22 protein-coding genes are annotated in these 24085 nt (G+C 65.2%); 17 read left to right on the top strand and 5 right to left on the bottom strand.

All coding sequences use genetic code 11. From position 1 onward, the window contains the following. Nucleotides 1–12: 12 nt before the first annotated feature. The 10 genes from IQ16_RS20220 (at nucleotide 13) to hflX (ending at nucleotide 12870) form a co-directional block, all read left to right on the top strand. The gene (locus tag IQ16_RS20220; RefSeq protein ID WP_018641917.1) at nucleotides 13–423 is read left to right on the top strand and encodes a hypothetical protein; all 411 of its coding nucleotides are present in this window, start codon (nucleotides 13–15) and stop codon (nucleotides 421–423) included. Nucleotides 424–660: 237 nt separating this feature from the next. After that, a complete protein-coding gene (locus IQ16_RS20215; protein WP_018641918.1) occupies nucleotides 661–2538 on the top strand; it encodes a sensor histidine kinase in 1878 nt (625 codons plus the stop codon). 109 nt (nucleotides 2539–2647) lie between these two features. Continuing rightward, a complete protein-coding gene (locus IQ16_RS20210; RefSeq protein WP_020607819.1) occupies nucleotides 2648–3643 on the top strand; it encodes an ABC transporter substrate-binding protein in 996 nt (331 codons plus the stop codon). A gap of 115 nt (nucleotides 3644–3758) precedes the next feature. After that, a complete protein-coding gene (locus tag IQ16_RS20205; protein ID WP_018641920.1) occupies nucleotides 3759–5441 on the top strand; it encodes a DUF3300 domain-containing protein in 1683 nt (560 codons plus the stop codon). Further along, on the top strand, nucleotides 5438–6358 hold the full coding sequence (locus IQ16_RS20200) for a DUF2950 domain-containing protein (protein ID WP_018641921.1): 921 nt from the start codon (nucleotides 5438–5440) through the stop codon (nucleotides 6356–6358). The genes IQ16_RS20205 and IQ16_RS20200 overlap by 4 nt, the downstream gene beginning before the upstream one ends. Beyond that, on the top strand, nucleotides 6342–6806 hold the full coding sequence (locus tag IQ16_RS20195) for a hypothetical protein (RefSeq protein ID WP_018641922.1): 465 nt from the start codon (nucleotides 6342–6344) through the stop codon (nucleotides 6804–6806). Before IQ16_RS20200 ends, IQ16_RS20195 begins: the two co-directional genes overlap by 17 nt. A 197-nt stretch (nucleotides 6807–7003) precedes the next feature. After that, nucleotides 7004–9448 (top strand): sensor histidine kinase NtrY-like, encoded by a 2445-nt coding sequence (locus IQ16_RS20190; protein WP_018641923.1) that lies wholly within the window; start codon nucleotides 7004–7006, stop codon nucleotides 9446–9448. 17 nt (nucleotides 9449–9465) lie between these two features. Continuing rightward, complete coding sequence (gene ntrX, locus IQ16_RS20185) at nucleotides 9466–10836, top strand: nitrogen assimilation response regulator NtrX (protein ID WP_018641924.1); 1371 nt, start codon at nucleotides 9466–9468, stop codon at nucleotides 10834–10836. A gap of 289 nt (nucleotides 10837–11125) precedes the next feature. Beyond that, a complete protein-coding gene (hfq, locus tag IQ16_RS20180; RefSeq protein WP_007591126.1) occupies nucleotides 11126–11374 on the top strand; it encodes an RNA chaperone Hfq in 249 nt (82 codons plus the stop codon). An 11-nt stretch (nucleotides 11375–11385) separates the two neighbouring features. Next, nucleotides 11386–12870: a GTPase HflX gene (gene hflX / locus IQ16_RS20175; protein ID WP_244635761.1), complete on the top strand. Its 1485-nt coding sequence runs from the start codon at nucleotides 11386–11388 to the stop codon at nucleotides 12868–12870. Between the two features lie 44 nt (nucleotides 12871–12914). On the opposite strand, the gene mazG is transcribed toward hflX, so the two are convergent. After that, nucleotides 12915–13769 (bottom strand): nucleoside triphosphate pyrophosphohydrolase, encoded by an 855-nt coding sequence (mazG, locus tag IQ16_RS20165; protein ID WP_018641926.1) that lies wholly within the window; start codon nucleotides 13767–13769, stop codon nucleotides 12915–12917. A gap of 126 nt (nucleotides 13770–13895) precedes the next feature. On the opposite strand from mazG, the gene queC reads away from it, so the two are divergent. Next, nucleotides 13896–14609: a 7-cyano-7-deazaguanine synthase QueC gene (queC, locus tag IQ16_RS20160; protein WP_018641927.1), complete on the top strand. Its 714-nt coding sequence runs from the start codon at nucleotides 13896–13898 to the stop codon at nucleotides 14607–14609. A gap of 181 nt (nucleotides 14610–14790) precedes the next feature. On the opposite strand, the gene IQ16_RS20155 is transcribed toward queC, so the two are convergent. The 3 genes from IQ16_RS20155 to nthA are packed head-to-tail and all read right to left on the bottom strand — an operon-like array spanning nucleotide 14791 to nucleotide 16450. After that, nucleotides 14791–15168 carry a nitrile hydratase accessory protein gene (locus IQ16_RS20155; RefSeq protein ID WP_018641928.1) on the bottom strand — a complete coding sequence of 126 codons (378 nt, stop codon included), beginning with the start codon at nucleotides 15166–15168 and terminating at the stop codon, nucleotides 14791–14793. After that, a complete protein-coding gene (gene nthB, locus IQ16_RS20150; RefSeq protein ID WP_018641929.1) occupies nucleotides 15168–15827 on the bottom strand; it encodes a nitrile hydratase subunit beta in 660 nt (219 codons plus the stop codon). The genes IQ16_RS20155 and nthB overlap by 1 nt, the downstream gene beginning before the upstream one ends. Continuing rightward, a complete protein-coding gene (gene nthA / locus IQ16_RS20145; protein WP_026311828.1) occupies nucleotides 15824–16450 on the bottom strand; it encodes a nitrile hydratase subunit alpha in 627 nt (208 codons plus the stop codon). The genes nthB and nthA overlap by 4 nt, the downstream gene beginning before the upstream one ends. A 62-nt stretch (nucleotides 16451–16512) precedes the next feature. Here nthA and IQ16_RS20140 point away from each other — a divergent pair, with 62 nt between their 5' ends. From IQ16_RS20140 to IQ16_RS20120, 5 genes are all read left to right on the top strand, one after another. Then, a complete protein-coding gene (locus IQ16_RS20140) occupies nucleotides 16513–17271 on the top strand; it encodes a hypothetical protein (protein ID WP_018641930.1) in 759 nt (252 codons plus the stop codon). A 141-nt stretch (nucleotides 17272–17412) separates the two neighbouring features. Further along, nucleotides 17413–18885, top strand: a complete 1473-nt coding sequence (locus IQ16_RS20135; protein ID WP_018641931.1) for a DASS family sodium-coupled anion symporter — start codon at nucleotides 17413–17415, stop codon at nucleotides 18883–18885. Between the two features lie 243 nt (nucleotides 18886–19128). Further along, a complete protein-coding gene (locus IQ16_RS20130) occupies nucleotides 19129–20253 on the top strand; it encodes a methionine ABC transporter ATP-binding protein (RefSeq protein ID WP_035666098.1) in 1125 nt (374 codons plus the stop codon). Beyond that, on the top strand, nucleotides 20243–20908 hold the full coding sequence (locus IQ16_RS20125; RefSeq protein ID WP_018641933.1) for a methionine ABC transporter permease: 666 nt from the start codon (nucleotides 20243–20245) through the stop codon (nucleotides 20906–20908). The genes IQ16_RS20130 and IQ16_RS20125 overlap by 11 nt, the downstream gene beginning before the upstream one ends. Nucleotides 20909–20937: 29 nt before the next feature. After that, nucleotides 20938–21711, top strand: a complete 774-nt coding sequence (locus IQ16_RS20120; RefSeq protein ID WP_018641934.1) for a MetQ/NlpA family ABC transporter substrate-binding protein — start codon at nucleotides 20938–20940, stop codon at nucleotides 21709–21711. Nucleotides 21712–21723: 12 nt separating this feature from the next. On the opposite strand, the gene IQ16_RS20115 is transcribed toward IQ16_RS20120, so the two are convergent. Next, a complete protein-coding gene (locus IQ16_RS20115) occupies nucleotides 21724–22716 on the bottom strand; it encodes a helix-turn-helix domain-containing protein (RefSeq protein ID WP_018641935.1) in 993 nt (330 codons plus the stop codon). Nucleotides 22717–22892: 176 nt separating this feature from the next. Between IQ16_RS20115 and IQ16_RS20110 the strand changes: the two genes are divergently transcribed. Continuing rightward, entirely contained in the window at nucleotides 22893–24083 is a 1191-nt protein-coding gene (locus tag IQ16_RS20110; protein WP_018641936.1) for a serine hydrolase domain-containing protein, read from the top strand. Nucleotides 24084–24085: the final 2 nt, after the last annotated feature.

The raw sequence follows: 24085 nt of genomic DNA, 5'->3' as shown, positions 1-24085 counted from the left end.
AGGACGGATCACATGGCTTCACGGAAATTGGTGACACTCGGCGCGACGTTGATCTCGCTGGTCTTTGCGGCCGCCAGCGCCGAGGCTCTCGACCTCAACGGCGCCTGGGCCGGCGATGCCGACAATTGCAGCAAGGTGTTCGCGCGCAACGGCGCGCAGCTCGGCTTCACCGACATGTCGGACGTCTATGGCGGCGGCTTCATCGTCGACGGAGATCAGATCGTCGGAAAATTCGCGCGCTGCCGGATCAAGGCAAGAAAGGACAACGGTCCGAACGTCAATCTGATTGCAGCCTGCGCGACCGACATAATGCTCTCCAGCATTCAGTTGAGCCTGAAGGAGCTGGACGCAAACAGCATCATCCGGCTGTTCCCGGGCATGGAGGACATGGAGATCCGCTATCATCGTTGCCCGGCCTCCTAGCGACAGATTGTGCCTTTGCCGCGAGATTGTCCTGGAATGGCACGCCCCGCCTCGGCTTCCTCGCAGAGGCGCAGACGACGTCGGGACGTCGGTTCACGCCGAGGAGCTATGCCTACGGACGCATCACCACACGCTGCCGAGACGTGCTCTCACGGGCTGTCCGTGCGCGACGATTACCGCTAGAATTGTCCGGAAAGCAGCCACCGGAAGCTGCAAGGATTGGAGCTGAGCGGACGCATGTCCTCTGACTCGGTCAGGTCATGGCCGGCCGTGCTGTTCTGCCTGGGCTTGTTCGTCGCCGCGTGCCTGTCGCCCGACCAGGCCCGTGGTGTCGAGCGGAGCCTGCGCGGTGAGCTCAAGCGTGTGCTCTTGCTGCATTCCTTTGGCCGCGAGTTTCGGCCGTGGAGCGAATACGCACGCGACATCAAGGCCGAGCTCGAGCGGCAATCGCCGTGGCCACTCGACATACAGGAGCATGCGCTGCTGACGGCGCGGTTCAATAATCCTGGTCCCGAGGCGCCCTTCGTCGAATATCTGCAATCGCTCTACCAGGGATCGTTGCCCGATATCGTGTTGACCATTGGTGCGCCTGCCGCCCGGTTTGCGCAGAGATACCGCGCAAGATTGTTCCCCAACACGCCGTTGATTCTTTCCGCGGTCGAGTACCGGCTGATCGACCGTGCCGATCTTACCGACAACGACGTCGTCGTGGCGATCCGCAACGATTTCACGGCTGCATTCGCCAACATCCTTCAGCTGCTGCCGGATACCAGGGCGGTCGCAATCGTGATCGGCGCCTCGCCGCTCGAGAAGTTCTGGATGGAGGAGGTGAAACGCGAGCTGAAGCCCATGGGCGAGCGGCTGGAGCTGATCTGGTATTCGGACCTGTCATTCGAGGAGATCCTGAAACGTGCATCGAGTCTTCCCCCGCACACGGTGCTGTTCTGGGGCCTGATGTCGGTTGACGCAGCCGGGATCGTCCACGAGAGCGACATCGCCCTGCGCAGCCTGCACGCGGTTGCGAATGCGCCGATCTTTTCCTACCAGGACCCGTTCTTCGGCGGCAGCACCGTCGGCGGCCCCATGCATTCGGTCGCGGAAACGAGTTCGAGGACCGTCAGCGTCGCTCTCCGCGTTCTCGGAGGCGCAAAACCTTCGAGCATCACCTATGAGCCGCTCGGCTTCGCGGCGCCGCGCTATGATTGGCGCGAATTGCAGCGCTGGGGCATCAGCGAGAGCCGCTTGCCTCCCGGCAGCGAAATCCTGTTTCGCGAACCGAACATCTGGGAGCGCTATCGCTGGCAGATGCTGATGATCTCGGCCGTGTTCCTGGTGCAGGCCGGACTCATCAGCGGGCTGCTGCATGAGCGCCGCCGCCGCCGGCTCGCCGAAGTGGAATCGCGCCAGCGGCTGGCGGAGCTCGCCCACGTGACCCGGTACTCGGCCGTTGGCGAGCTGACGACCTCGATCGCGCATGAATTGAACCAGCCGCTCGGATCCATCCTGACCAACGCCGAGACCGCGGAGCTCATGCTCAGGGCCGCCCCGCCCGATATCGACGAGATCCGGCAGATCCTCGCCGACATCAGACGGGATGACCAGCGGGCGAGCGAGGTGATCCGCAGGCTGCGCAGCGTCCTGAAGAAGACCCCGTTCGAGGTCAGGGATATCGAGCTGAACGACACGGTGCGGGAGGCGATCGGGCTGGTGAGCGCCGTCGCCGATGGACGCCGCATCGCGCTGGCCTACATGCCCGTGCTCGCGGATCTGCACGTCAAGGGCGATCCCGTGCAGCTTCAGCAGGTCGTGCTCAATTTGATCATCAATGCGATGGATGCAGTCTCGGACGCCGACATGAAAAAGCGCGACATCGCCGTGTCGACCATGCGGGCCGGCAGCCAGGCCGAGATCAGGATTTCCGACACCGGTCCAGGCATTGCTTCCGCGGATCTCGCAAACGTCTTCAATCCGTTCTTCACGACCAAGCCGCAAGGAATGGGAATGGGACTTGCGATCGTGAAGACCATCATCGAGGCCCATCACGGCGCGATCGCCGCTGAGAACCAGCCGTCGGGCGGAGCCCTGTTCACGATCAGGCTGCCGCTCATTCGCTGACAGCGGTATGTTGATCTCGATCAAACCTTCAGCCCGCTGAGGCCGTTTCCTTTCGCGGTTGCGTCATGGCCGGGCTGGACGCGGGCATGGTGGGGGTGGTGGTTTGATCATGAGACGCCGCGAGTTCATGGCTCTGCTTGGCGCTGCGGCTGTGTTTCCGGTCTCCGCGCGAGGGCAGGAGAGGGCACCGTGGCAGTCGATGCCTTCGGTGGGCGTGCTGACCGGAAATGTTGCGGGCGATCCCGGTGCCCAGATGCGGGTCGATGCGTTCCAGCAGGGGCTGGCCGATCGCGGCTGGATTGCCAACCAGAACTATCGGCTCGAAATACGCTGGCCGGGTCCCAATCCGGCGCGGCAGAAACTGGAGGCACTCGAGCTCGTCGCCACCATGCCGGACGTCCTGTTTGCGACCAGCACGGGCACGACCCGGGCACTGCGCGATGCGACCCAGAGAATTCCGATCGTCTTCGTCGGGCTCTCCGATCCGGTCGGGACCGGTCTGGTTGCCAATCTGGCGCGACCGACCGGAAATCTGACCGGCTTCTCGCTCTACGAGCACTCGATGAGCGGGAAGTGGCTCAGCCTGCTCAAGGACATGGTGCCCGGCATGACTCACGCCGCGGTTCTGTTCAATCCGGACTCGGCACCTTATGCGCCATTCTACATCGATGCCGCGCACCAGATGGAAGGCCGTCTCGGCATGAAGATCGCCGGCGCGAGCGTTCGGAGCGGAGCCGACATCGCGGGGGTGATCGAGGCGGCGGCGCGCAATGGAGCCGGCCTTGTCGTGTTGCCGGACGGCGGCTTCTTCGGCGCACAGAGCGCGATGACGATTCCCTTGCTGGCACAGCGCCGGGTGCCGGCCATCTTCGCGGTCCGCTTCTACGCCGCCAATGGCGGCCTGATGTCATACGGTGCCGATCTGACCCAGCAGTTTCGCGATGGTGCCGGTTATGTCGATCGCATCCTGCGAGGCGCGGACATCCGCACGCTTCCGGTGCAATTCGCCAGCAAGTTCGACCTCGTCATCAACATGAAGGCCGCCAATGCGCTTGGGTTGACGGTACCGAACCGGCTCCTGATGGAGGCCGAGCTGATCGAGTGAGGCCTTGGTCTCGCGTTGCAACAGATGCGGCGGCTCCCGTTTCGTTGATCTCGATCAACAAACGCCCATGCCGTGGCCCCGATCTTCGCGGTCGGAATGTTGGATGGAGGGTGGAATGTCTCGCTGCGGCAAGACCCTGATGGCAATTGCGCTGATGCTGGCGATGCCGGCTGCGGCAATTGCCCAGACGGCGGACAAGCCGGCGACGCCGAGCACGCAGGCGCAGCCTGCAACCGCGCAAGCACCGGCTGCCGAGCTGTTGAAGCCGGAACAGCTCGAGGCCCTGGTTGCACCGATCGCGCTCTATCCCGACGAGCTGCTCGCCAACGTTTTGGCCGCTTCGACCTATCCGCTCGAAGTGGTGCAGGCCGACCGCTGGCTGAAGGAACGCAAGACGCTGAAGGGCGATGCGCTGAAGACCGAGGTCGACAAGCAGGGCTGGGACGACAGCGTCAAGGCGCTCGCGAGCACGGCCGAAGTTCTTTCCATGATGAGCGACAAGCTCGACTGGACCCAGAAGCTGGGTGATGCCTTTCTCGCCCAGCAGCCCGACGTGATGGATGCGATCCAGCGCCTGCGCAACAAGGCCTATGACAACAAGAAGCTGGTGACCACCAAGCAGCAGAAGGTCAGCGTCCAGTCGCAGGAAGGCAAGCAGGTCGTCGTCATCCAGCAGGCCGATCCTGCAGAGATGTACGTGCCATACTACGACCCGGCGACGGTCTACGGCACCTGGCCCTACGCGGAATATCCCCCGTATTACTGGGGCTATCCCTCCTATATCGGCGCCGGCGTGGTTGCCGCCGGCCTCGCCTTCGGCACGGCCTGGGCGATCGGACGCTGGGGCAATTACTGGGGCGGCGGCTGCAACTGGGGCAACCGCAACGTCTACGTCAATCATCGCACCACCAACATCGCCAACGGCTGGCAGCACAATCCGACGCATCGCCAGGGTGTGCGCTACAACAACACCAATGTTCAGCAGCGCTTCGGCAACAACAATCTGAAGGCCGGCGTATCGGACCGGATGGATTTCCGCGGTCGTGACGGCAACCAGGTGCTCCGTCCGAACCAGGGTGCCGGAGACCGCGCGGGCGATCGTGCAGGCGATCGTGGCGGCCCCGGTGATCGCGCCGGCAATCGCGGCGATCGTCCTGGCGCCGGGGATCGCCCCAGTGCAGGGACGCGCGACCGGCCCGGCGGCGGCGATCGTGCCGGTGCCGGTGACCGCGCCAAAGGCGGGGGTGACCGCGCCAAGGGTGGCGGAGATCGTGCAAAGGCTGCGAACCGAGCCGGCGGCGGTGCGGCCAATCGCGGCGGCGGCGGCAATCGCGGCGGCGCGATGAACGTTTCCTCCGGTCGGTCGGCGGCTGCAGCGTCGGCGCGCGGTCGCGCCAGCATGGCGAGCATGCCGCGCGGTGGCGGCGGTGGGCCGAGCTTTGCCGGACGCGGTGGCGGGGGCGGAATGGCAATGCGTGGTGGCGGAGGTGGCGGCTTTGGAGGAGGCGGACGCGGCGGCGGCGGTGGCCGGCGCTCGGATATCGCGCTGAAGCACGACATCGCGCTGCTTGGCCATCTCGGCAACGGCCTCGGCTATTATCGCTTCAGCTATATCGGCAGCGACAGGGCCTATGTCGGCGTCATGGCGCAGGAGGTCGAAAGCGTCGTGCCTGATGCGGTGACCCGCGGCAGCGACGGCTATCTGCGCGTGCATTACGAAAAGCTTGGGCTGAAATTCCGCACCTACAGCGACTGGCTCGCCGGTGGCGCGAAGATTCCTGCGGAGGTCGCGCCATGATCGGTCTGATGTCGCTTTGTCGCGCGGTACTGCCGGGCATCATGGTGCTGGCGCTTCTGGGATCTGTGTCGCAGGCGCAGGAATCCTACAAGACGCCGGAGGACGCGGCCGCTGCACTCGCTGCTGCGGCCAAGAGCGGTCCGCGCGACCTCCTGAAAGTGCTGGGCAGGGCGGCGGACGACATCGTCTCGTCCGGCGACGAGGTCGCCGACGCCGACATCCGCGCGCGGTTCGTCTCGATGTATGAGGCCAAGCACGCAATCAAGGCCGAAGGCAACAAGACGGCCACGCTGCTGCTCGGACCGGACGACTTCCCGTTCCCGATTCCGCTGGTCAACACCAAAACCGGCTGGGAGTTCGACACCGACGAAGGCCGCATCGAGGTGCTTCGCCGCCGCATCGGCCGTAACGAGCTCGATGCGATCCAGACCGCGCTGGCCTATGTCGACGCGCAGAACGAATATGCCGACAAGGATCGCGGCGAGGGCGCAGGCGTCTACGCGCAGCGCTTCCTCTCCACGGCCGGCAAGAAGGACGGCCTGTTCTGGCGTGATGATGCCGATCCCAGTCCACTCGGCGCGCTGGTCGCGGAGGCTGCGGCCGAGGGCTACAAGCAAGGCGCGGGCGACGAGCCGGCGCCCTATCACGGTTACTACTTCCACATTCTGAAGGGCCAGGGCCCCAACGCGCCCGGCGGAGCGCTCAACTACGTCGTCAAGGGCAAGATGATCGGCGGCTATGCGCTGATCGCCTGGCCCGCGGAGTACGGCAATTCCGGCGTGATGACCTTTCTGGTCAACCATGCCGGCACCGTCTACCAGAAGGATCTCGGCACGCGGACCGATTTCGTCGCGCCGCGCATGACGCTGTTCGATCCCGACCAGACGTGGAAGAAAGTCGATGCCGAGAAGCCCTAGGCCGGTCCGCGTCCTGCGCGCCATCGCAGCCGGCCTCGCGGCGCTGGTGCTGGTCCTGCTTGCGATGCCGGTCACGCCATCCTTCGCGCAGGCGAGCGGGCACGTCCGCGTCAAGTTCGTCAAGGCAGGCCTTCTGGTCGGCGGCGGCGCAGGCAGCGGCGTGTTGAACTATCGCGGCCGGAACTATCCCTTCACCGTCGGCGGCCTGAGCTTGGGCATCACTGCCGGCGCGAGCGTTGGCCGGTTCGAGGGACGGGCGTCGGGGATCCGGGACGTCGCCGACTTTGCCGGGACGTACAGTTCCGTCGGCGGCGGCTTCGCTCTGGTTGGCGGCGTCAATGGCGTTCAGCTGCGCAACGAAAAGGGCGTGACCCTCGTGCTGCAGGGTCCGAAGGCGGGCCTGGAGCTCGCGGCCAACATCAGCCAGATCACGATTTCGCTGAAGTGAGACAGTCGCCCGACCTCATCGACGACTGTCGAATCCCGACTGCTCCATTTTGGTAAATCGTGGCCAAAAGAAGAAGTTGAATTCGGTAAGCTACTGAGATTACGTGGCTAATTGACACTGTAGTGTCTCGGCAACAATGTGGTACGAATACATCAGTCTCCGCCCGCCGCGGACCCGTTTTCAGCACCATTGTCGGAATGACCAGCGCAGATACCTCGGCCGCATCCTTTGACACGGCCCCAGCCGAAGAGCCGCGACGCTGGTCGCCGCGACGCTGGCTGGCGCCCTTTGCCGTGGCGCTCGCACTGCTGTCGGGCCTGCTGACCTTCCTGGTCCTGACCGGCCTGACGCGGATCGACCCGACGCCGGAGGTGGTCCGCTCGTTCTACCTGATCAATGCCGGCACGATCCTGCTGCTGGTCGGGATTATCGTCCGCGAGCTCTGGCAGCTCATCCTGGCGCGGCGGCGGGGCAGGGCGGCGGCGCGCCTGCATGTCCAGATCGTCAGCCTGTTCTCGATCGTGGCGGTGCTGCCGGCGGTGCTGGTCTCCGTGGTCGCCAATGTCACCCTCGAGCGCGGCCTCGACCGGCTGTTCTCGGGGCCGACCAAGGAGGTCATCCAGAACTCGCTGAACATCGCGCGCGCCTACATGCAGGACCATGCGCAGCTGATCCGCGGCGACATTCTCGGCATGGCCAACGACATCGCCCACGCGAGGCCGCTCTACGACCAGGACCGGCGCTCGTTCCGCGAGATGCTGACCGCCAGCGCCAGCTCCCGCAATCTGCCGGGCGCGATGATCATCGACAAGAACACCAACATCCTGGAATCCGCCGACACCGGCATGCGGCTGGCCTATTCGCCGCCGGCACCGGACTTCCTCAGCAACGTCAACGAGAACGAGCCCGAGATCGCGGTGCTGCCCGATGCGAGCTTCGTCGCCGCGGTGATTCGCCTGCGTGCCTTCAACGACACCTTCCTCTACGTCGCGCGGCCGCTCGACCCGAATGTGGTGAACCAGCTCAAGCAGACCGAGGTCAGTGTCGCCGAATATGCCCAGATCGAGTCGCGACGGCTCGGCATCCAGGTCGCCTTCGCACTGATGTTCGCGGTGATCGCGCTGACCATCCTGATGGCCTCGGTGCTGATCGGGCTGAACTTCGCCAACTCGCTGGTGGCGCCGATCCGGCGGCTGATGAACGCGGCCCATACGGTTTCGACCGGCGATCTCCATGTGAAGGTGCCGGTAGACCAGTCGGAAGGCGACCTCGCCCAGCTGGGCGAGACCTTCAACAAGATGACGCAGGAATTGCGCAGCCAGCGCGACGAGCTCGTCAATGCCAGCGATCTCATCGACAGCCGTCGCCGCTTCATCGAGGCCGTGCTGTCCTCGGCGAGCGCCGGCATCATCGGCGTCGATACCTCGGGCAGCGTCGGCATTCTCAACCGCTCCGCCGAGAAGCTGATCGGGCACTCCGAAGCCGAGACGCTCGGCCATCCGCTCTCGGACGTCCTGCCCGAGCTCGACGAGATGATGAAGACGGCGCGGGAAGGGACCCAGCGCCTGGTGCAGGGCCAGATCACGATCACCCGCGACGGCGCCGAGCGCAACCTCTCGGTCCGCGTCAGCGCCGAGAAGAACCAGCCGCACGACAGCTACATCATCACGCTCGACGACATCACCGAGCTGGTCTCGGCACAGCGTACCTCGGCCTGGGGCGACGTGGCGCGCCGCATCGCCCACGAGATCAAGAACCCGTTGACGCCGATCCAGCTCTCCGCCGAGCGCATCCGCCGCAAGTTCGGCAAGGACATCACCGAGGCCAAGGACAAGCAGATATTCGACCAGTGCACCGACACCATCGTGCGCCAGGTCGACGACATCAGGCGAATGGTCGACGAGTTCTCGCGCTTTGCGCGGATGCCGAAGCCCGTGATGGAGGGCGAGGATGTCGCCGACACCGTGCGGCAGGCGGTGTTCCTGATGAAGGTCGCTCATCCCGAGCTCGATATCGAAGCCGAGTTCAAGGAGGATCCGCTCCGGGCCCAGTTCGACCGGCGGCTGATCTCGCAGGCGGTCACCAACATCGTCAAGAACGCCACCGAGGCGATCGAGCAGGTCCCGCCGGAGGAGCTCGGCAAAGGCCGCATCGACGTCGTGGTGTCGCGCGACGGCGACGACGTGCTGATCGACGTGATCGACAACGGCATCGGCCTGCCCAAGGTCGCGCGCTCGCGGCTGCTCGAGCCCTATGTGACCACGCGCGCCAAGGGCACCGGCCTTGGCCTTGCGATCGTCGGCCGCGTGCTGGAAGACCATGGCGGGCGCATCGAGCTGAAGGACGCCTCCGACTTCCGTGAAGGCCAGCGCGGGGCCTGGATGCGCATGCGCTTTGCGATTTCCGGCCAGGCCAAGAAGGCCGAGGGAGCCGAGCAGGCGCCTGTGGCCAAGGAAGGGATGAAGGAAGGCGCGAAGGACGCGGCCGAGGCACCCGTCAAGGACGCAACCGCCCCGGATATCAAGGAAACGCCTGCGGATTCCATCAAGGCGCAGGAAACAAAAGAGCCGGCCGCCGAAACCAAAGAGGCGGCTGAAAAGACCAATGATTCAACGAAAATCGAAGCCTCTACAGGCAGCTGACAAGACAGGCGCGACCCATGGCTAGTGAAATTCTGATTGTCGATGACGAGGCCGATATTCGGGATCTCGTCGCGGGCATTCTCGAAGACGAGGGGTTCGTCACAAGGACCGCACGCGACAGCGACTCGGCGCTCGCCGAGATCGCCAATCGCAGGCCGCACCTGGTGTTCCTCGACATCTGGCTGCAGGGCTCCAAGCTCGACGGCCTGCAGCTCTTGGAGCAGGTCAAGAAGGACAATGCCGACCTGCCGGTCGTGATGATCTCGGGCCACGGCAACATCGAGACCGCGGTGGCCGCGATCAAGCGCGGCGCCTACGACTTCATCGAGAAGCCGTTCAAGGCCGACCGCCTGATCCTGGTCGCCAATCGCGCGCTGGAGAACTCGCGGCTCAAGCGCGAGGTCAAGGAGCTGAAGCAGCTCGCCCCGAGCGCCAGCCAGCTCGTCGGCCGCTCGCCCAGCATGAACCAGCTGCGCCAGACCATCGAGCGCGCCGCCAAGGCCAACAGCCGCATCCTGATCGTCGGCCCCGCCGGCGCCGGCAAGGAGCTGACCGCACGCACGCTGCATGCGGCCTCGGGCCGCGCCGACGGTCCCTTCGTCGTCATCAACGCCGCCGCGATCACGCCCGAGCGGATGGAGCACGAGCTGTTCGGCATCGAGCAGTCCAACGGCGAGCAGCCGCGCAAGCCGGGCGCGCTCGAAGAGGCGCATGGCGGCACGCTGTTCATCGACGAGATCGCGGACATGCCGCGCGAGACCCAGAACAAGATCCTGCGCGTGCTGGTCGAGCAGTCGTTCCAGCGCGTCGGCGGCACCGGCAAGGTGCAGGTCGACGTCCGCATCATCTCCTCCACCGCCCGCAACCTCGAGGAGGAGATTGCCGCGGGCACTTTCCGCGAGGATCTCTATCACCGCCTCTCGGTGGTCCCGATCCGCGTGCCCGCGCTGTCGGAACGGCGCGAGGACATTCCGGAGTTGATCGACTACTTCATGGAGCAGATCTCGGCCGGCAGCGGCCTGCCGAAGCGCCAGATCGGGCAGGACGCGATGGCGGTGCTGCAATCGCACGTCTGGCCCGGCAATGTGCGCCAGCTCCGCAACAATGTTGAACGAGTCATGATTCTGGCCGCCGGCGGCCCGGAGGTCATCATCACGGCCGACATGCTGCCGCAGGACGTCGGCTCGATGGTGCCGGCGATGCCGACCAGCAACAATGGCGAGCACATCATGGGCCTGCCGCTGCGCGAGGCGCGCGAAGTGTTCGAGCGCGACTATTTGATTGCACAGATCAGCCGTTTTTCAGGAAATATTTCTCGAACGGCTGAGTTCGTTGGCATGGAACGGTCGGCACTGCATCGCAAGCTGAAGGCGCTCGGCGTCGGCTGAAACGTTCCGAGTGAGGTGGATACCGGTCGGCATACAGAAAACGCCGCGACATCGCGGCCGCTCGTCAGGGATAAACGAGGAAAATCATCGATTTCCGTAGTTTTTCGGGGCAATAGAGCGCGGGCTGCCGCGTGAAGCGGCTTGCCTAATAACCCGACCTGTCCTCTAATCGAACCGCTGTTCCTCCGAGGGGGATCTCATGAGGAGCGGCAACCGGAGGAGGCCCCGAATTTCACAAAGAGGGCCGCATCCGGCGCAATAAAAAGAAACTCAAAGCGAGAAAAAAACAATGGCGGCAGACCGCGCACAAAACCTGCAGGACACCTTCCTTAATCACGTTCGCAAAACCAAGACGCCACTGACGATCTTTCTGGTCAACGGAGTGAAGCTCCAGGGCATCGTGACCTGGTTCGACAATTTCTGTTTGCTGCTTCGTCGCGACGGTCACTCGCAGCTTGTCTACAAGCATGCGATCTCGACCATCATGCCGGGCGCGCCCATCCAGTTGTTCGAAGGCGGCGAGGATCAGCCGGCTTGAGAGTGATCTGATTGGAACCCCGGAATTTCGACGGGGACGCCGACCGTCCGCGGTCGGCAGGGGCTAAGCAGACGGGGCGGGTGCTTGTCATCGGTCCCTATTTGCGAGTGCGCGCGGGAAGTGCCGACGCGCAATCGGAAAGTCATGTCCAACGCGACGCCGAGGCCCGGCTTGATGAAGCCGCGGGCCTCGCGCGCGCGATCGACCTCGTCATTGCCGATGCGATCATCGCGCCGATCAGCCAGATCAGGCCCGCCACCTATATCGGCAAGGGCAAGGTCGAGGAGATCGCCGCGCTGGCCAAGAGCCTCGACGTCGAGCTCGTGGTGATGGATTGCGCGCTGGCGCCGATCCAGCAGCGCAATCTCGAGAAGGAGCTGCACGCCAAGGTGCTCGACCGCACCGGTCTCATCCTGGAAATCTTCGGCCGCCGCGCCAAGACCAAGGAGGGCTCGCTCCAGGTCGAGCTCGCGCATCTCAACTACCAGCGCTCGCGCCTGGTGCGATCCTGGACCCATCTCGAACGCCAGCGCGGTGGCTTCGGCTTCATGGGCGGTCCGGGCGAGACCCAGATCGAGGCCGACCGCCGCCTGATCCAGGAGCGCATCACCAAGCTCGAGAGCGAGCTGAAGAAGGTGCAGGCGACGCGGCGGCTGCATCGCGCCGGCCGCCAGCGCGTGCCGTATCGCGTCGTGGCACTGGTCGGCTACACCAACGCCGGCAAATCGACGCTGTTCAACCGCCTGACCCGCGCCGACGTGCAGGCCGCCGACATGCTGTTCGCAACCCTCGACCCGACGCTGCGCGCGCTCAACCTGCCGCATGGCGGCAAGGCGATGCTGTCCGACACCGTCGGCTTCATCTCCAACCTGCCGACCCAGCTCGTCGCCGCCTTCCGCGCCACGCTGGAGGAGGTGCTTGAGGCTGACGTCATCCTGCATGTGCGCGATATCTCGCATGAGGATGCCGAGGCCCAGCAAAGCGACGTCGACGCGGTGCTGCGCCAGCTCGGCATCAATCCCGATGACTCAGGCCGCATCATCGAGGTCTGGAACAAGATCGACCGTTACGACGTCCAGCAGCGCGAAGAGCTTCTGAACATCGCCGCGCGCCGGCCGGAGGATCATCCGGCGATGCTCGTTTCCGCCGTGTCGGGCGAGGGCATCGACGTACTGCTTGCCGCGATCGAGGAGCGGTTAGCCGCCAAGCGCACCACGCTCGATCTCTCCATCGACGCCGCCGACGGCGCCGGCATCTCCTGGCTGCACCGCAATTCGGAGGTGCTGGCCAAGGAGCTGCACGACGGCCGCTTCGACATGACCGTGCGGGTGGATGAGACCAAGCGGGATATCGTGGTGAACAGGTTCGACGCCGTGCCGCATCTGTCGGCCCCAGAGTCGTCCTGGCGAAAGCCAGGACCCATTACCCCAGAGCACAGTTTGGCGAAGACTCGGAGTTACGTGTTGGTCGTTACGAAGACCGCACAACCTCGATAGATCACGCGGTATGGGTCCTGGCTTTCGCCAGGACGACGACGGAGCTAGCGGCGCGCTGTCTTGTGTCCCTCTAACGCCGGTTTCTCGTCTCCCTTCGCCGCATTCCACAGCGCATCCATCTCCTCGAGCGACGCCTGTTCGAGTGTGCGCCCCTGTGCCTCCAGCGCGCGCTCGATGAACGCAAACCGTCGCTCGAACTTCGCGTTGGTCGCGCGCAGTGCGGCTTCCGGATCGGCATCGACGTGGCGGGCGAGGTTGACGAGGGCGAACATCAAATCGCCGGTCTCTTCGGCGATCTCCTGCTTGTCGTTGCGGTCGAGCGCGGCCTCGATCTCGTCGGCTTCCTCGCGGATCTTTTGCAGCACCGCGCGCGGGTCATTCCAGTCGAAGCCGACGGTGGAAGCCTTGCGCTGGAGCTCCATGGCGCGGGTCAAGGCGGGCTGGCCGGTCTTCACGCCCGATAGCAGCGACTTGTGCGTCGGCGTCTCCTCCGGCGGCCGGCGTGCGGCGCGCTCGGCCTTCTCCTCCGCCTTGATGCGGTCCCAGACTTCCTTGACGTGGTGCGGGGCGAGGTTGCCGTCCTTGTCGGCGAAGACATGGGGATGACGGCGGATCATTTTCCGCGTGATGGCCTCGACCACGTCCCCGAAGGCAAAGGCGTTCCGCTCCTCAGCCATCTGGGCGTGGAACACGACCTGGAGCAGGAGGTCGCCAAGCTCCTCCCTGAGATCGTCGAGATCGCCGCGGGTGATGGCGTCCACCACCTCATAGGCTTCCTCGATCGTATAGGGCGCGATCGTCGCAAAATCCTGCTCGAGGTCCCAGGGGCAGCCGGTCACCGGCGTGCGCAGCGCCGCCATGATCTCGATCAGGCGGGAAATGTCGCGGGAAGGGGTCATTGCGGGGCGGTCTCCTGGGTCCCAAGCGTTATGCCAAAAGCGGCCCGCCGTTCCCAGCGCCGGCATACGGAACAGGCCGATTTCCACCGATTGGCGGGCGAGGTGCGCAGTGCTAAAGCGCGGGCCATGATTGACGCATTTTCCTCGCAAACCGCGCTGGTGCTGTTTTCCGGCGGCCAGGATTCCACCACCTGCCTTGCCTGGGCGCTGAACCGCTTTGCCCGCGTGGAGACGCTGGGGTTCGAGTACGGCCAGCGCCACGCCATTGAGCTCGCCTGCCGCGACCGGCTGTTCGACGGCATCAAGGGCCTCCGCGCCGATTGGGCCGCAAAGCTCGGCGAGAGCCACACACTGTCGATCCCGACGCTGGCCGCCGTGTCCGAGACGGCGCTGACCCGCGATGTCGCGATCGCGATGGGCGCCGATGGCCTGCCGAACACATTCGTGCCGGGCCGCAACCTGGTGTTCCTCACCTTCGCCGCCGCCCTGGCTTACCGGCGCGGCATCACCCACATCGTCGGCGGCATGTGCGAGACCGACTATTCCGGCTATCCCGATTGCCGCGACGAGACCATCCGCGCCATGCAGGCCGCGCTCTCGCTCGGCATGGCGAGGCCCTTCGAGCTGCACACGCCGCTGATGTGGATCGACAAGGCCGCGACCTGGAATCTGGCGCATGATCTCGGCGGCGACGGGCTGGTCGACCTCATTCGCGAGCAGTCCCACACCTGCTATCTCGGCGAACGCGGCGCGCAGCACGACTGGGGATATGGGTGCGGGGAGTGCCCGGCGTGCAGCCTGCGGGCGAAGGGGTGGCGGGAGTATGTGGCGGGGAGGTGAGACCTCACGGTACTCGTGCCCCGGACGCAGCGCAGCGCTCCTTCAGCGGTGCGCTGCAGAGCCGGGGCCCATGTTTCCATGACGTATCGTGTTGCCATCTGGGTCCCGGCTCTGCGCCGCAACGCTTGCGCGTTGCAGCTTGTCCGGGACACGAGATTCGCAATGACGAACTCAGCGACAGCTACCCAAAATCCTCGTCCCTGAGCTCGATCGGCTTGCCGTGGGGCGTGCGATCCGCGGCGTGGTCCCAGGCGTCGCGATAGCGGTGCAGCGTGTCCATCGAGGCGACGCCTTTCCGCGCGACGAGGCCTTCCAGCGTGGCGAGCCAGTGCAGATAGTAGGTCTCGCCCGTATCAGGATCACCGGCGGCCTGCGCGCGCTTGATCTCGGAGGCCAAGGCTGCGGCCCATTCCGGCCAGGTGAACACGCCACGCTCGTGCAGCGTCAACGCCATCGCGAACGCATGCGCCTCCCATGGCGCGCGGAATACCGGGCCGTCGTCGTCACGGGGAATGCTTGGAATGGCCGCCGTCGCGGCGGCAGCAGCGCTACCACTCATTACGCCGGATCCAGATAAGGCTCGAACGCGTCGATCGAGACCTTCAGCGTCGGATCGCCGTCCTCGCCCCAGAGATCGCGCCCCTCGAACACGACGGTGTAGAGCCATTGCGGATTCTCGCCGAGCTCCATCGCCGCCGAATCCGGGAACACGTGGCAGCCGTGATTCAATTCGACCACGCCGACATGGCCGCGGACATAGCGCGGCAGCCGCGTGTGCGTCGCCGGATGGATGTTCTTGGCGCGGACGCGGTCGCCGATGTTGAATTTTGCCGCCGCCGGAGCAGGGCGGGCGAACTTGCCGCGCACCATGATGCGCTCGACCTGGGTGAGATCGAACTTGCCGTGCTTGAGCGCCTTGGCCGGTTGCATCGCGTGACCGGCAGCGACCTCCTCCCTTGTGAGGTAGCCCTTCTCGATCAGCATCTCCTCGAGCCCGAGAAACCATTTCTTGTAGTAGGAGCTCGACAGATAGACGTGCGGCGGCAGCGTCTCGCGATAGAAGCGCGAGGTGTCGATGTTGAAGGCGCCGGCCGCGCCCATCGCGCGCACCATGGCCAGCACGCGCGACTCCCATTCCTCGTGAAACATCGGCTCGTTCGGCTCGGGCTCGACCTTGCCGAACCCGTCCATGCCGCCCATGTCGTGCACGCCGTTCATGACGGCGCTCCCGGCGTCCTGGGAAAGCCGGTCCCGATCATGGAATCGCGCGTGACGAGCTCGGCGAGCTGCTCCTCGCTCCAGCCTTCGGTGCCCGCGGGGCGCATCGGCAGCACCAGGAAGCGGGTCTCGGCTGTGGAGTCCCAGACCCGGATTTCCATACCCTTCGGCAGGCTGACGTCGAAATCGGCGAGCACGCCGCGCGGGTCCTTCACTGCGCGCGAACGATAGGGCGCAGCCTTGTACCACACCGGCGGCAGCCCCAGCATTTCCCAGGGGTAGCAGGAGCACAGCGTGCACACGACCATGTTGTGTCGCTCTGGCGTATTCTCGACCACGACGAGATGATCGCCGACGCGGCTGACATGACCGAGCGTGCCAATCGCCTTGGAGCCATCCTCCAGCAGCGCCTTCTTGAAGTCAGGATCGGTCCAGGCCTTGGCAACGACGCGCGCGCCGTTATGCGGGCCGATCTTGGTCTCGTAGGCCTGGATGATGGCATCGAGCGCGGCCGGCTCGACATAGCCTTTTTCGGTCAGGATCGTCTCGAGCGCGCGCACGCGCAGCTCGGTCTCGGACAACTCGGAATGGTCGTGATCGTGGTCGTGATGATGCTCGCTCATGCCGCGAAGATAGTCCCAGAATCCGGGCCTTGTCGAGGCGAAGACTCTGCTAACATCGTGCCATGGGCTTGGCTGGACGAACCGGAATAACCGCCGCAATTGCGGCGCTTGTCGCACTTGCGGCACGGGATGCGCACGCGGCGAATGGCGCCTATGCGGTGGATGCCGCCGACATCTCCGAGGTCGGCTCCTGCAAGGTCGAAAGCTGGATGTCGGCGGCGAGCAACACCGATTTCCTGGCGGTCGCAAATCCCTCCTGCGTCGTCGATCCCTTCAGGCCGATCGAACTGAGCATGCAGACCATCCGTGGCCGCAGCGATGGCGACTGGAGCACGACGGTGGCTCCAAAAGCCAAGACCAATTTCATCCCGACCGGCGTCGGCCGCTGGGGATTGTCGGCCTATGGCGGTGGATCATTCGACGTGGCGACCGGCGAGGCGCTGACCGCCTTTGCCGTCATACCTGCGACTTACCGCCTGTCCGAGACGACGCGTATCAACGTCAACGCCGGCTGGCTGTGGGACCGCACGGTGAGCCATCACTATTTCACCTATGGCATCGGCTTCGACTGGAAGTTCACGGACACGTTGGAATGGACGATCGAGACGTTTGGGCAGGCCGGCACCGCCGAGACCGCGAGCGTCGTGCAACCGCGCTTCCAGACCGGTGTGCGCTACCGGCCCAACGAGATATTCTCCGTCGACGTGATCTACGGCCGCAACATCACCGGCGAGAACGCCAACTGGATCACCATCGGCACCACCATCCGGTTTCCGGTCCACGGCAGTGAGCCGGAGCATCGGCGCACCGGGCATTTGTGAGCCTACGGAAAATCGGGCGCGGAGCGACAGAACCCGAGTCTGGCCATTGATCGCGCTGCGGACAGTTCGTATACGCCGAGCTGGGACAAAAACGGCCCGGCCAACGGGCGCACGATGTGACGGCAATCGAGGGGAGGGCCCATGGCCGCTGGTTCGCAGGCGCCTGAAGCAAAAGGGTTTCGCTGGAAGCTGATCGCGCCGCTCGTGGTGTGGCTGGCGATCTATCTGTGGCCCGTGCCCACGGGGCTCAACGTCAATCAGTGGCACTATTTTGCCGTTTTCGCGGCCGTCATCACTGGGCTCATCCTGGAATCGATGCCGGTCGGCGCGGTCGGCTTCATCGGCCTGACGGTCGCAGGCGTCGCCGGCTATATCGATCCCGATCCCGGCAAATCGTTGCGCTGGATGCTGGCGGGTTTTGCCGAGAGCACGGTGTGGCTGATCGTCGGCGCCTTCGTGTTCTCGATCGGTTACCGCAAGAGCCAGCTCGGCCGGCGCATCGCGCTGGTGCTGGTGCAGCGGCTCGGCCGCAACACGCTCGGCCTCGGCTACGCGGTTGCCATGTCGGATTTCCTGCTGGCGCCGGCAACGCCCTCCAACACCGCGCGCAGCGGCGGCATCGTCTATCCCATCATCAGCAACATCCCGCGCATCTACGGCTCGGAGCCCGGACCGACCGCCGGCAAGATCGGCACCTATGTGATGTGGACGGCTTTCGCCGCGACCGCGATCACCAGCTCGCTGTTCTTCACCGCGCTCGCGCCCAACGCGGCGGCGCTGGCGATCGCCAAGAAGACCGCCGGGGTCGAGGTGAGCTGGGGCCAGTGGTTCATCGGCTTCGCGCCGCTCGGCATCCTGCTGATGGTGCTCGTTCCGCTGCTTAGCTATTTGGTCTGCCGTCCCGAGGTGAAGCGCAGCCCGGAGATCTCCGAATGGGCGGCGAAGGAATTGTCGGCCATGGGGCCGATGTCGCGCAACGAATGGATCATGCTGGCGCTGATCGTGCTCGCGATGTTCCTGTGGATCGCGGGCTCGAGCCCTGACATCCACGTGCCCGTGCTCGGCTCGAACTTCGTCAACGCCACCACCGTCGTGTTCATCGTGATCTCCTTGATGCTGGTCACCGGCGTGATCGAGTTTGCCGACATCGTCAGCGAGAAGAGCGCCTGGGAGGTGTTCTTCTATTTCACCTCGCTGCTGACGCTGGCCTCGGGTCTCAACGAGATCGGCTTCATCAAATGGTTCGCGACCGAATACGCAAAACCGCTCGCGGGGCTGTCGCCGTCGACCGCGATGCTGCTCTTGGTCGCGCTGTTCTTCTGGATCCACTATTTCTTCTCGAGCATCACCTCGCATGCGGCCGCCGTGCTGCCGGTGGTGCTCGCGGTCGGATCAGGCATCCCCGACCTGCCGGTCACGACGCTGGCCATGCTCTGCATGTATTCGCTCGGCCTGATGGGCGTGATCTCGCCTTACGCGACGGGCCCTGCGCCGATGTATTTCGGCAGCGGCTATATCGGGAAGGGCCAGTTCTGGGGCTTTGGGCTGATCTTCGGGCTGCTCTATTTCGCCGGCCTGCTCTTGATTGTGCTGCCCTGGTTGCAGATGCGGTGAGCCGGGCGGGAGGCTGATACCCCCCGGCGGAGGAATATTCTTCTCCGGGGAGGGATTGGGAAATCTTCGTCCATCCCCCCGCAAATATCTGAAATTGCAAGAAAGACCGGAAAAGGCGATGGTGCGTGCTGCGGTGCAGCGCGTTCCTTCCGGACCCTCACCGACGTTTCACTCCCCGTCGCTCGATGCGACCCGGTTCCCGTGCCCCGGGACAGCGAACTATTGTGCATGAAGGCCGCTTCCATGAATGCCCACCAATCGCTCGCGATCGGAAACCCGATCGAAACGCTTGAAGCGATTTCACCCGCTGCGACCGAGCCGGACGCGATGGTCCGTTTCGAAAGCATCTCGAAGACCTATCCAGCCTATCGCGGCAAGCCCGGCGTCAACGCGCTGCAAAACATCGACTTCGCCATTCCGCGCGGTTCCATCACCGGTGTGATCGGCCGGTCCGGCGCCGGCAAGTCGAGCCTGGTGCGGCTCATCAACGGCCTGGAGAAGCCGACCACGGGCCGCGCGATCGTGGACGGCCGCGATATCTCGGCGCTCGCGGGCCGCGAACTGCGGCTGGCGCAGCGCTCGATCGGCATGATCTTCCAGCACTTCAACCTGCTGTCGTCACGCACCGCCGCCGACAACATCGCGCTGCCGCTCGAGATCGCCGGCTGGTCCAAGGCCGATATCCGCGTGCGTGTGGCCGAGCTGCTCGCCCTCGTGGGGATCGCCGACAAGCACGACCGTTACCCCTCGGAACTGTCCGGCGGCCAGAAGCAGCGCGTCGGCATCGCGCGAGCCCTCGCCACGCGGCCGAGCGTGCTGCTGTCGGACGAGGCGACCTCCGCACTCGATCCGCAGACCACGCGCGCGATCCTCGACCTGCTCGCCAACATCAACCGCGAGCTGGGGGTCACCATCGTGCTGATCACCCACGAAATGTCCGTGGTGCGCCAGCTCGCCAAGGAGGTGGTCGTGCTCGATGCCGGACACGTCGTCGAGAGCGGCCATGTCGCCGACATCTTCACCCATCCCAAACATCCGATCACGCAGTCCTTCCTGGCCGAAGTGGTCGGCGACAGCCTGCCGGTCTCACTGGCGAGCCGGATCGTGGCGGAGCCGCCCGCGGGCGGACAGGCCGTGATCCGCGTGCAGGTGCGCGGAGCAGGGGCCGGTGACACGGTGGTGGCGCGGCTTGCGCGCGAGCTCGGCCTCGACGTGGCGCTGCTGTCGGCCCGCATCGACGAGATCGGCGGCCAGCATGTCGGCTCGCTCGTTCTCGGTGTCCCCGGCAGCGAGGACGTGCAGGCGCGGGTTCTCGCCTGGCTCTCTCAGTATCAATTCTCGGCGGAGCATCTCGGCTATGTCGCCTGAACTCATCAACCTCATCATCCAGGCCACGGGCGAGAGCCTGTACATGGTCGGCATCGCGGCGCTGCTCGGCACCGCCTTCGGCCTGCCGCTCGGCGTCTTCCTCGCGACCAGCCGGAAGGGCGAGCTGTTCGCGGCCCCAATCGTCAATCGCGTGCTCGGCGCCGTCGTCAACGCGACGCGCTCGACGCCCTTCATCATCCTGGTCGTCGCCATCATCCCGTTCACGCGGCTCATCGCCGGCACTTCGATCGGCTCGACCGCGGCGATCGTGCCGCTGACCATCGCCTCGGCGCCGTTCATCGCGCGCTTGGTCGAGGCCGCGATCCGCGAGGTCGATGGCGGGCTGATCGAGACCGCGTCCTCGTTCGGGGCATCCCCGATCCAGATCGTGCTCAAGGTGCTGATCCCCGAGGCGCTGCCGGGCCTCTTGCTGGCGCTGACGCTCGCGGTGGTCAGCCTGCTCGGCTATTCCGCCATGGTCGGCGCGGTCGGCGGCGGCGGCCTCGGCGATCTCGGCATCCGCTACGGCTACCAGCGCTTCATGCCGGAGATGATGCTCGCCGTCGTCGTCGTGCTGATCGCGCTGGTGCAGCTGGTCCAGAGCGCGGGCGACTATCTGGCGCGCCGGGTCAACCGCCGGCTGCGGCATCGCTGAACCCAACTTTTTCGAAACTGGAGACATCAATGCGTTTTCTCGCAACCCTTGCGGCTGCAGCCTTGCTTGCGACCTCGGCTCAGGCTGAAACCATCCGCGTCGGCGTCACCGCCGGTCCCCATGCCGAGATCCTCGACGTCGTGAAGAAGGTCGGCGCCGAGCGCGGCCTCGACATCAAGGTGGTCGAGTTCACCGACTACGTGATCCCGAACCAGGCGCTGGCGCTGAAGGACCTGGAAGCCAATTCGTTCCAGCACGAGCCCTACCTGAAGAACCAGATCTCCAAGACCGGCTGGAAGATCGTCAAGGTCGCCAACACGATCGGCTCGCCGCAGGGCGTCTACTCGCAGAAATACAAGAAGCTTGCCGATCTGCCGGAAGGAGCGCGCGTCGCCATCGCCAACGACCCTTCCAACGGTGCGCGCGGCCTGATGATCCTGGCCCTTCATGGCGTGATCAAGCTGAAGGACCCGAACAACGTCTCCTCGACCATCGCCGACATCACCGACAACCCGAAGAGGCTGCGCTTCGTCGAGCTCGATGCCGCCCAGCTTCCGCGCGCGCTGCAGGACGTCGACGTCGTCTCGATCAACAACAATTATGCGGTGCAGGCCGGCCTCAATCCCGCGACCGACGCGATCGCCCGCGAAAACCCCGATGGACCCTGGGTCAACATCCTCGCCGTGCGCGAGGAGGACAAGGACAAGCCCTGGGTGAAGCAGCTGATTGAGGCCTATCACTCCGAGCCCGTGAAGGCGTTTCTGGAGACGCGTTTCAAGGGCACGTATCTGCCGACGTGGTAAGGCAGCAGCCCGTCAGGCCGCCAGCCTGGCGCGCCGGAGCGTCTCCGAGGGCTTTTCGGAGAAGTGGCGCTTGTAGTCCAGCGAGAACTGGCTGAAGTGCCAGAAGCCGTGCTGCACGGCGATGTCGTAGATGGACGTCTCGGCGGCGCCGCCGGCGCGCTTCAGATCGCGCCGCACCCGGTTCAGCCGCATCGCGCGCCAGTAATGCATCGGGCTCGTGCCCAAAACCTCCTGGAAGCAATAGCCGAGCTTGCGCGGGCTGGCGCCGACCGCCTTGCAGACCTCGAGCAATGAGAGGGAGCGATCGGCGCTGCCATGCATCAGTGCGCGGGCGCGATCGACGGTGCGCTTGCGCGCCGCGGCGCTGCGGCCGGGATCGCTCGGCCGCGCCGTCGGCAACATGTCCATGATCTCGACGAGGAGGGCATCCTCCAGCGCCTGCCGTGCCGCGGGATCGTCGAATAGCGCGGGTGCCGTCGTGATGGTCTCGTGAATGGCGGCGAGATGCGCGCGCAGCCGCGCGACCGGCGCCTCCGCCATCTCGATCACCCGCAACTGATGCCAGACGCTGCGCGGCAGCGCGATGTCGAGACATGCCGCCAGCTCCTCGATCAGCGCTGCGCTGGCGACGATGCCGCGCAGCTCGAACGCTTTCGGCGTGCACATATCGACCTCGGCGTCGATGCAGGCGATTACCTGGGCACCCGCAACACTGGCGCCGTTGCAATTGACCTCGCCGTCGCCATCCCAGGGCAGACCGATCCCAAAACTGTCCGCGCCAAGCTGGCCATACTGGCGAACCTGCTGGCTCGTGATCTCGCGGAAGACTTCGACGCGGGGCAGGGAGAGCTGCGTAAAACTGCCCTGGAAGGCGCCGGCGCTGATCTGGTCGTAGCTCAGGTGCCAGCGGCCGAGCGAGGCGCAATGCTCATCGACATCCGTGCTGCTGACCTGCAGCAGGCTGGCAGCCGAGTCCTGAATCGGAAGAGTTGCGCTTAAGACCATGACGATACGTCGGAATTTGCCAGCCAAGAAGCCGGCAGGAACTACGTCAAGACTGGCACGCCCGGCGCCCCTGTCCAGCAAAATATTGCGGGATTTCGATAACGCCTGGCCACGCCGCGGTGCAGGCTTCCCGTTCCGACATCGCAGTCGGGATTTTGCTTCGCGGAGGGATCGAGATGCGACCGACCGATATCATGCGCGGCAGCCCGCCCGCGCCAGAGGCCCAGGTGACCCGCGCCAACTGGCGCAGCTTTCCCGCGATCCGCTGGGGCTTCACCCACACCCGCGAAGTGCTGCCGACGGCCGAGGTCCGCCGCTCCACGCATCCGTCGCCGATGCCAAGCGCCCGCCGCGAGCTGCAAAAGCTCGGTTTCACAGCGCCGGACGGCAAGCGCACCACGATCGAGGCGACATTGCGCGAGACCTTCGCCGATACGCTGCTCGTCATGCACCGGGGCACCCTGATCCACGAATGGTACGGCGACGGCATGACCGCGACCACGCCGCATCTGATCTGCTCGATCAGCAAGGCGATCGCCGGTACGCTCGGCGGCATTCTGGCCGCGCGCGGGCTGCTCGATCCGGAAGCGAGGGTGGTGCGCTACGTGCCGGAGCTGGAAACGTCAGTCTACGGCGGCTGCACCGTCCGCAACCTGCTCGACATGGCCGTCGCCATCAAGTTCGAGGAGGATTACGAGGATCCTGCAGGCGACGTCGCGCGCTATCGCTTCTCCTCGGGCTGGGACGTGCCGCCTCCGGGCGTCGATCCCAGTCATCAGCGCGCCTATCTCACCACGCTGCGCGGCACCGGCAAGCCGCACGGCAAGGTGTTCCACTACGTCTCGACCAATACCGAAGTGCTCGGCTGGGTCTATGAGCGCGCCTGCGGCATGCCATACCATCGCATCCTCTCCGAATATCTCTGGCAGCCCTTGGGCGCGGAGGAGGACGGCTCCCTCACGCTCGACAGCCACGGCATGGGCCGCATCGCCGGCGGCATCTCCGTCACCGCACGCGACCTCATCCGCTTCGGCGAGATGATCCGCTGCCGCGGCGTGGTCGAGGGGCGGCAAGTGGTGCCCGGCTGGTGGATCGACGACATCCGCGAGAACGGCGATCCCAAGGCCTGGGCCGACGGCGACCTCGCCGAGTTCTTCCCAGGCGCGCGCTACCGCAGCAAATGGTTCACGATCGATCCGTCACGCAACGCGCTCACCGCGATCGGCATTCACGGCCAGCACCTCTATGTCGATCTCGACTCCGATACCGTCATCGTCAAGCTCGCGACGCAGCCCAAGGCGATGGACGTGCCGATCGATCAGCGCTGGTTTGCCGCCTTCAGCGCCATCACCGCGCATCTCGCCTGACT

The organism is Bradyrhizobium huanghuaihaiense (genome assembly GCF_007830635.1).
GTDB classification, from domain to species: domain Bacteria; phylum Pseudomonadota; class Alphaproteobacteria; order Rhizobiales; family Xanthobacteraceae; genus Bradyrhizobium; species Bradyrhizobium huanghuaihaiense.
The sequence above is the reverse complement of the archived record's forward strand: the minus strand, read 5'-3'. Positions and strand labels throughout refer to the sequence as shown.

What these genes read in the sequence shown, in the direction of transcription:
- IQ16_RS20220 (WP_018641917.1), top strand. Translation starts at nt 13, where the DNA reads ATGGCTTCACGGAAATTGGTGACACTCGGCGCGACGTTGATCTCGCTG.
- IQ16_RS20215 (WP_018641918.1), top strand. Translation starts at nt 661, where the DNA reads ATGTCCTCTGACTCGGTCAGGTCATGGCCGGCCGTGCTGTTCTGCCTG.
- IQ16_RS20210 (WP_020607819.1), top strand. Translation starts at nt 2,648, where the DNA reads ATGAGACGCCGCGAGTTCATGGCTCTGCTTGGCGCTGCGGCTGTGTTT.
- IQ16_RS20205 (WP_018641920.1), top strand. Translation starts at nt 3,759, where the DNA reads ATGTCTCGCTGCGGCAAGACCCTGATGGCAATTGCGCTGATGCTGGCG.
- IQ16_RS20200 (WP_018641921.1), top strand. Translation starts at nt 5,438, where the DNA reads ATGATCGGTCTGATGTCGCTTTGTCGCGCGGTACTGCCGGGCATCATG.
- IQ16_RS20195 (WP_018641922.1), top strand. Translation starts at nt 6,342, where the DNA reads ATGCCGAGAAGCCCTAGGCCGGTCCGCGTCCTGCGCGCCATCGCAGCC.
- IQ16_RS20190 (WP_018641923.1), top strand. Translation starts at nt 7,004, where the DNA reads ATGACCAGCGCAGATACCTCGGCCGCATCCTTTGACACGGCCCCAGCC.
- ntrX (WP_018641924.1), top strand. Translation starts at nt 9,466, where the DNA reads ATGGCTAGTGAAATTCTGATTGTCGATGACGAGGCCGATATTCGGGAT.
- hfq (WP_007591126.1), top strand. Translation starts at nt 11,126, where the DNA reads ATGGCGGCAGACCGCGCACAAAACCTGCAGGACACCTTCCTTAATCAC.
- mazG (WP_018641926.1), bottom strand. Translation starts at nt 13,769, where the DNA reads ATGACCCCTTCCCGCGACATTTCCCGCCTGATCGAGATCATGGCGGCG.
- queC (WP_018641927.1), top strand. Translation starts at nt 13,896, where the DNA reads ATGATTGACGCATTTTCCTCGCAAACCGCGCTGGTGCTGTTTTCCGGC.
- IQ16_RS20155 (WP_018641928.1), bottom strand. Translation starts at nt 15,168, where the DNA reads ATGAGTGGTAGCGCTGCTGCCGCCGCGACGGCGGCCATTCCAAGCATT.
- nthB (WP_018641929.1), bottom strand. Translation starts at nt 15,827, where the DNA reads ATGAACGGCGTGCACGACATGGGCGGCATGGACGGGTTCGGCAAGGTC.
- nthA (WP_026311828.1), bottom strand. Translation starts at nt 16,450, where the DNA reads ATGAGCGAGCATCATCACGACCACGATCACGACCATTCCGAGTTGTCC.
- IQ16_RS20140 (WP_018641930.1), top strand. Translation starts at nt 16,513, where the DNA reads ATGGGCTTGGCTGGACGAACCGGAATAACCGCCGCAATTGCGGCGCTT.
- IQ16_RS20135 (WP_018641931.1), top strand. Translation starts at nt 17,413, where the DNA reads ATGGCCGCTGGTTCGCAGGCGCCTGAAGCAAAAGGGTTTCGCTGGAAG.
- IQ16_RS20130 (WP_035666098.1), top strand. Translation starts at nt 19,129, where the DNA reads ATGAATGCCCACCAATCGCTCGCGATCGGAAACCCGATCGAAACGCTT.
- IQ16_RS20125 (WP_018641933.1), top strand. Translation starts at nt 20,243, where the DNA reads ATGTCGCCTGAACTCATCAACCTCATCATCCAGGCCACGGGCGAGAGC.
- IQ16_RS20120 (WP_018641934.1), top strand. Translation starts at nt 20,938, where the DNA reads ATGCGTTTTCTCGCAACCCTTGCGGCTGCAGCCTTGCTTGCGACCTCG.
- IQ16_RS20115 (WP_018641935.1), bottom strand. Translation starts at nt 22,716, where the DNA reads ATGGTCTTAAGCGCAACTCTTCCGATTCAGGACTCGGCTGCCAGCCTG.
- IQ16_RS20110 (WP_018641936.1), top strand. Translation starts at nt 22,893, where the DNA reads ATGCGACCGACCGATATCATGCGCGGCAGCCCGCCCGCGCCAGAGGCC.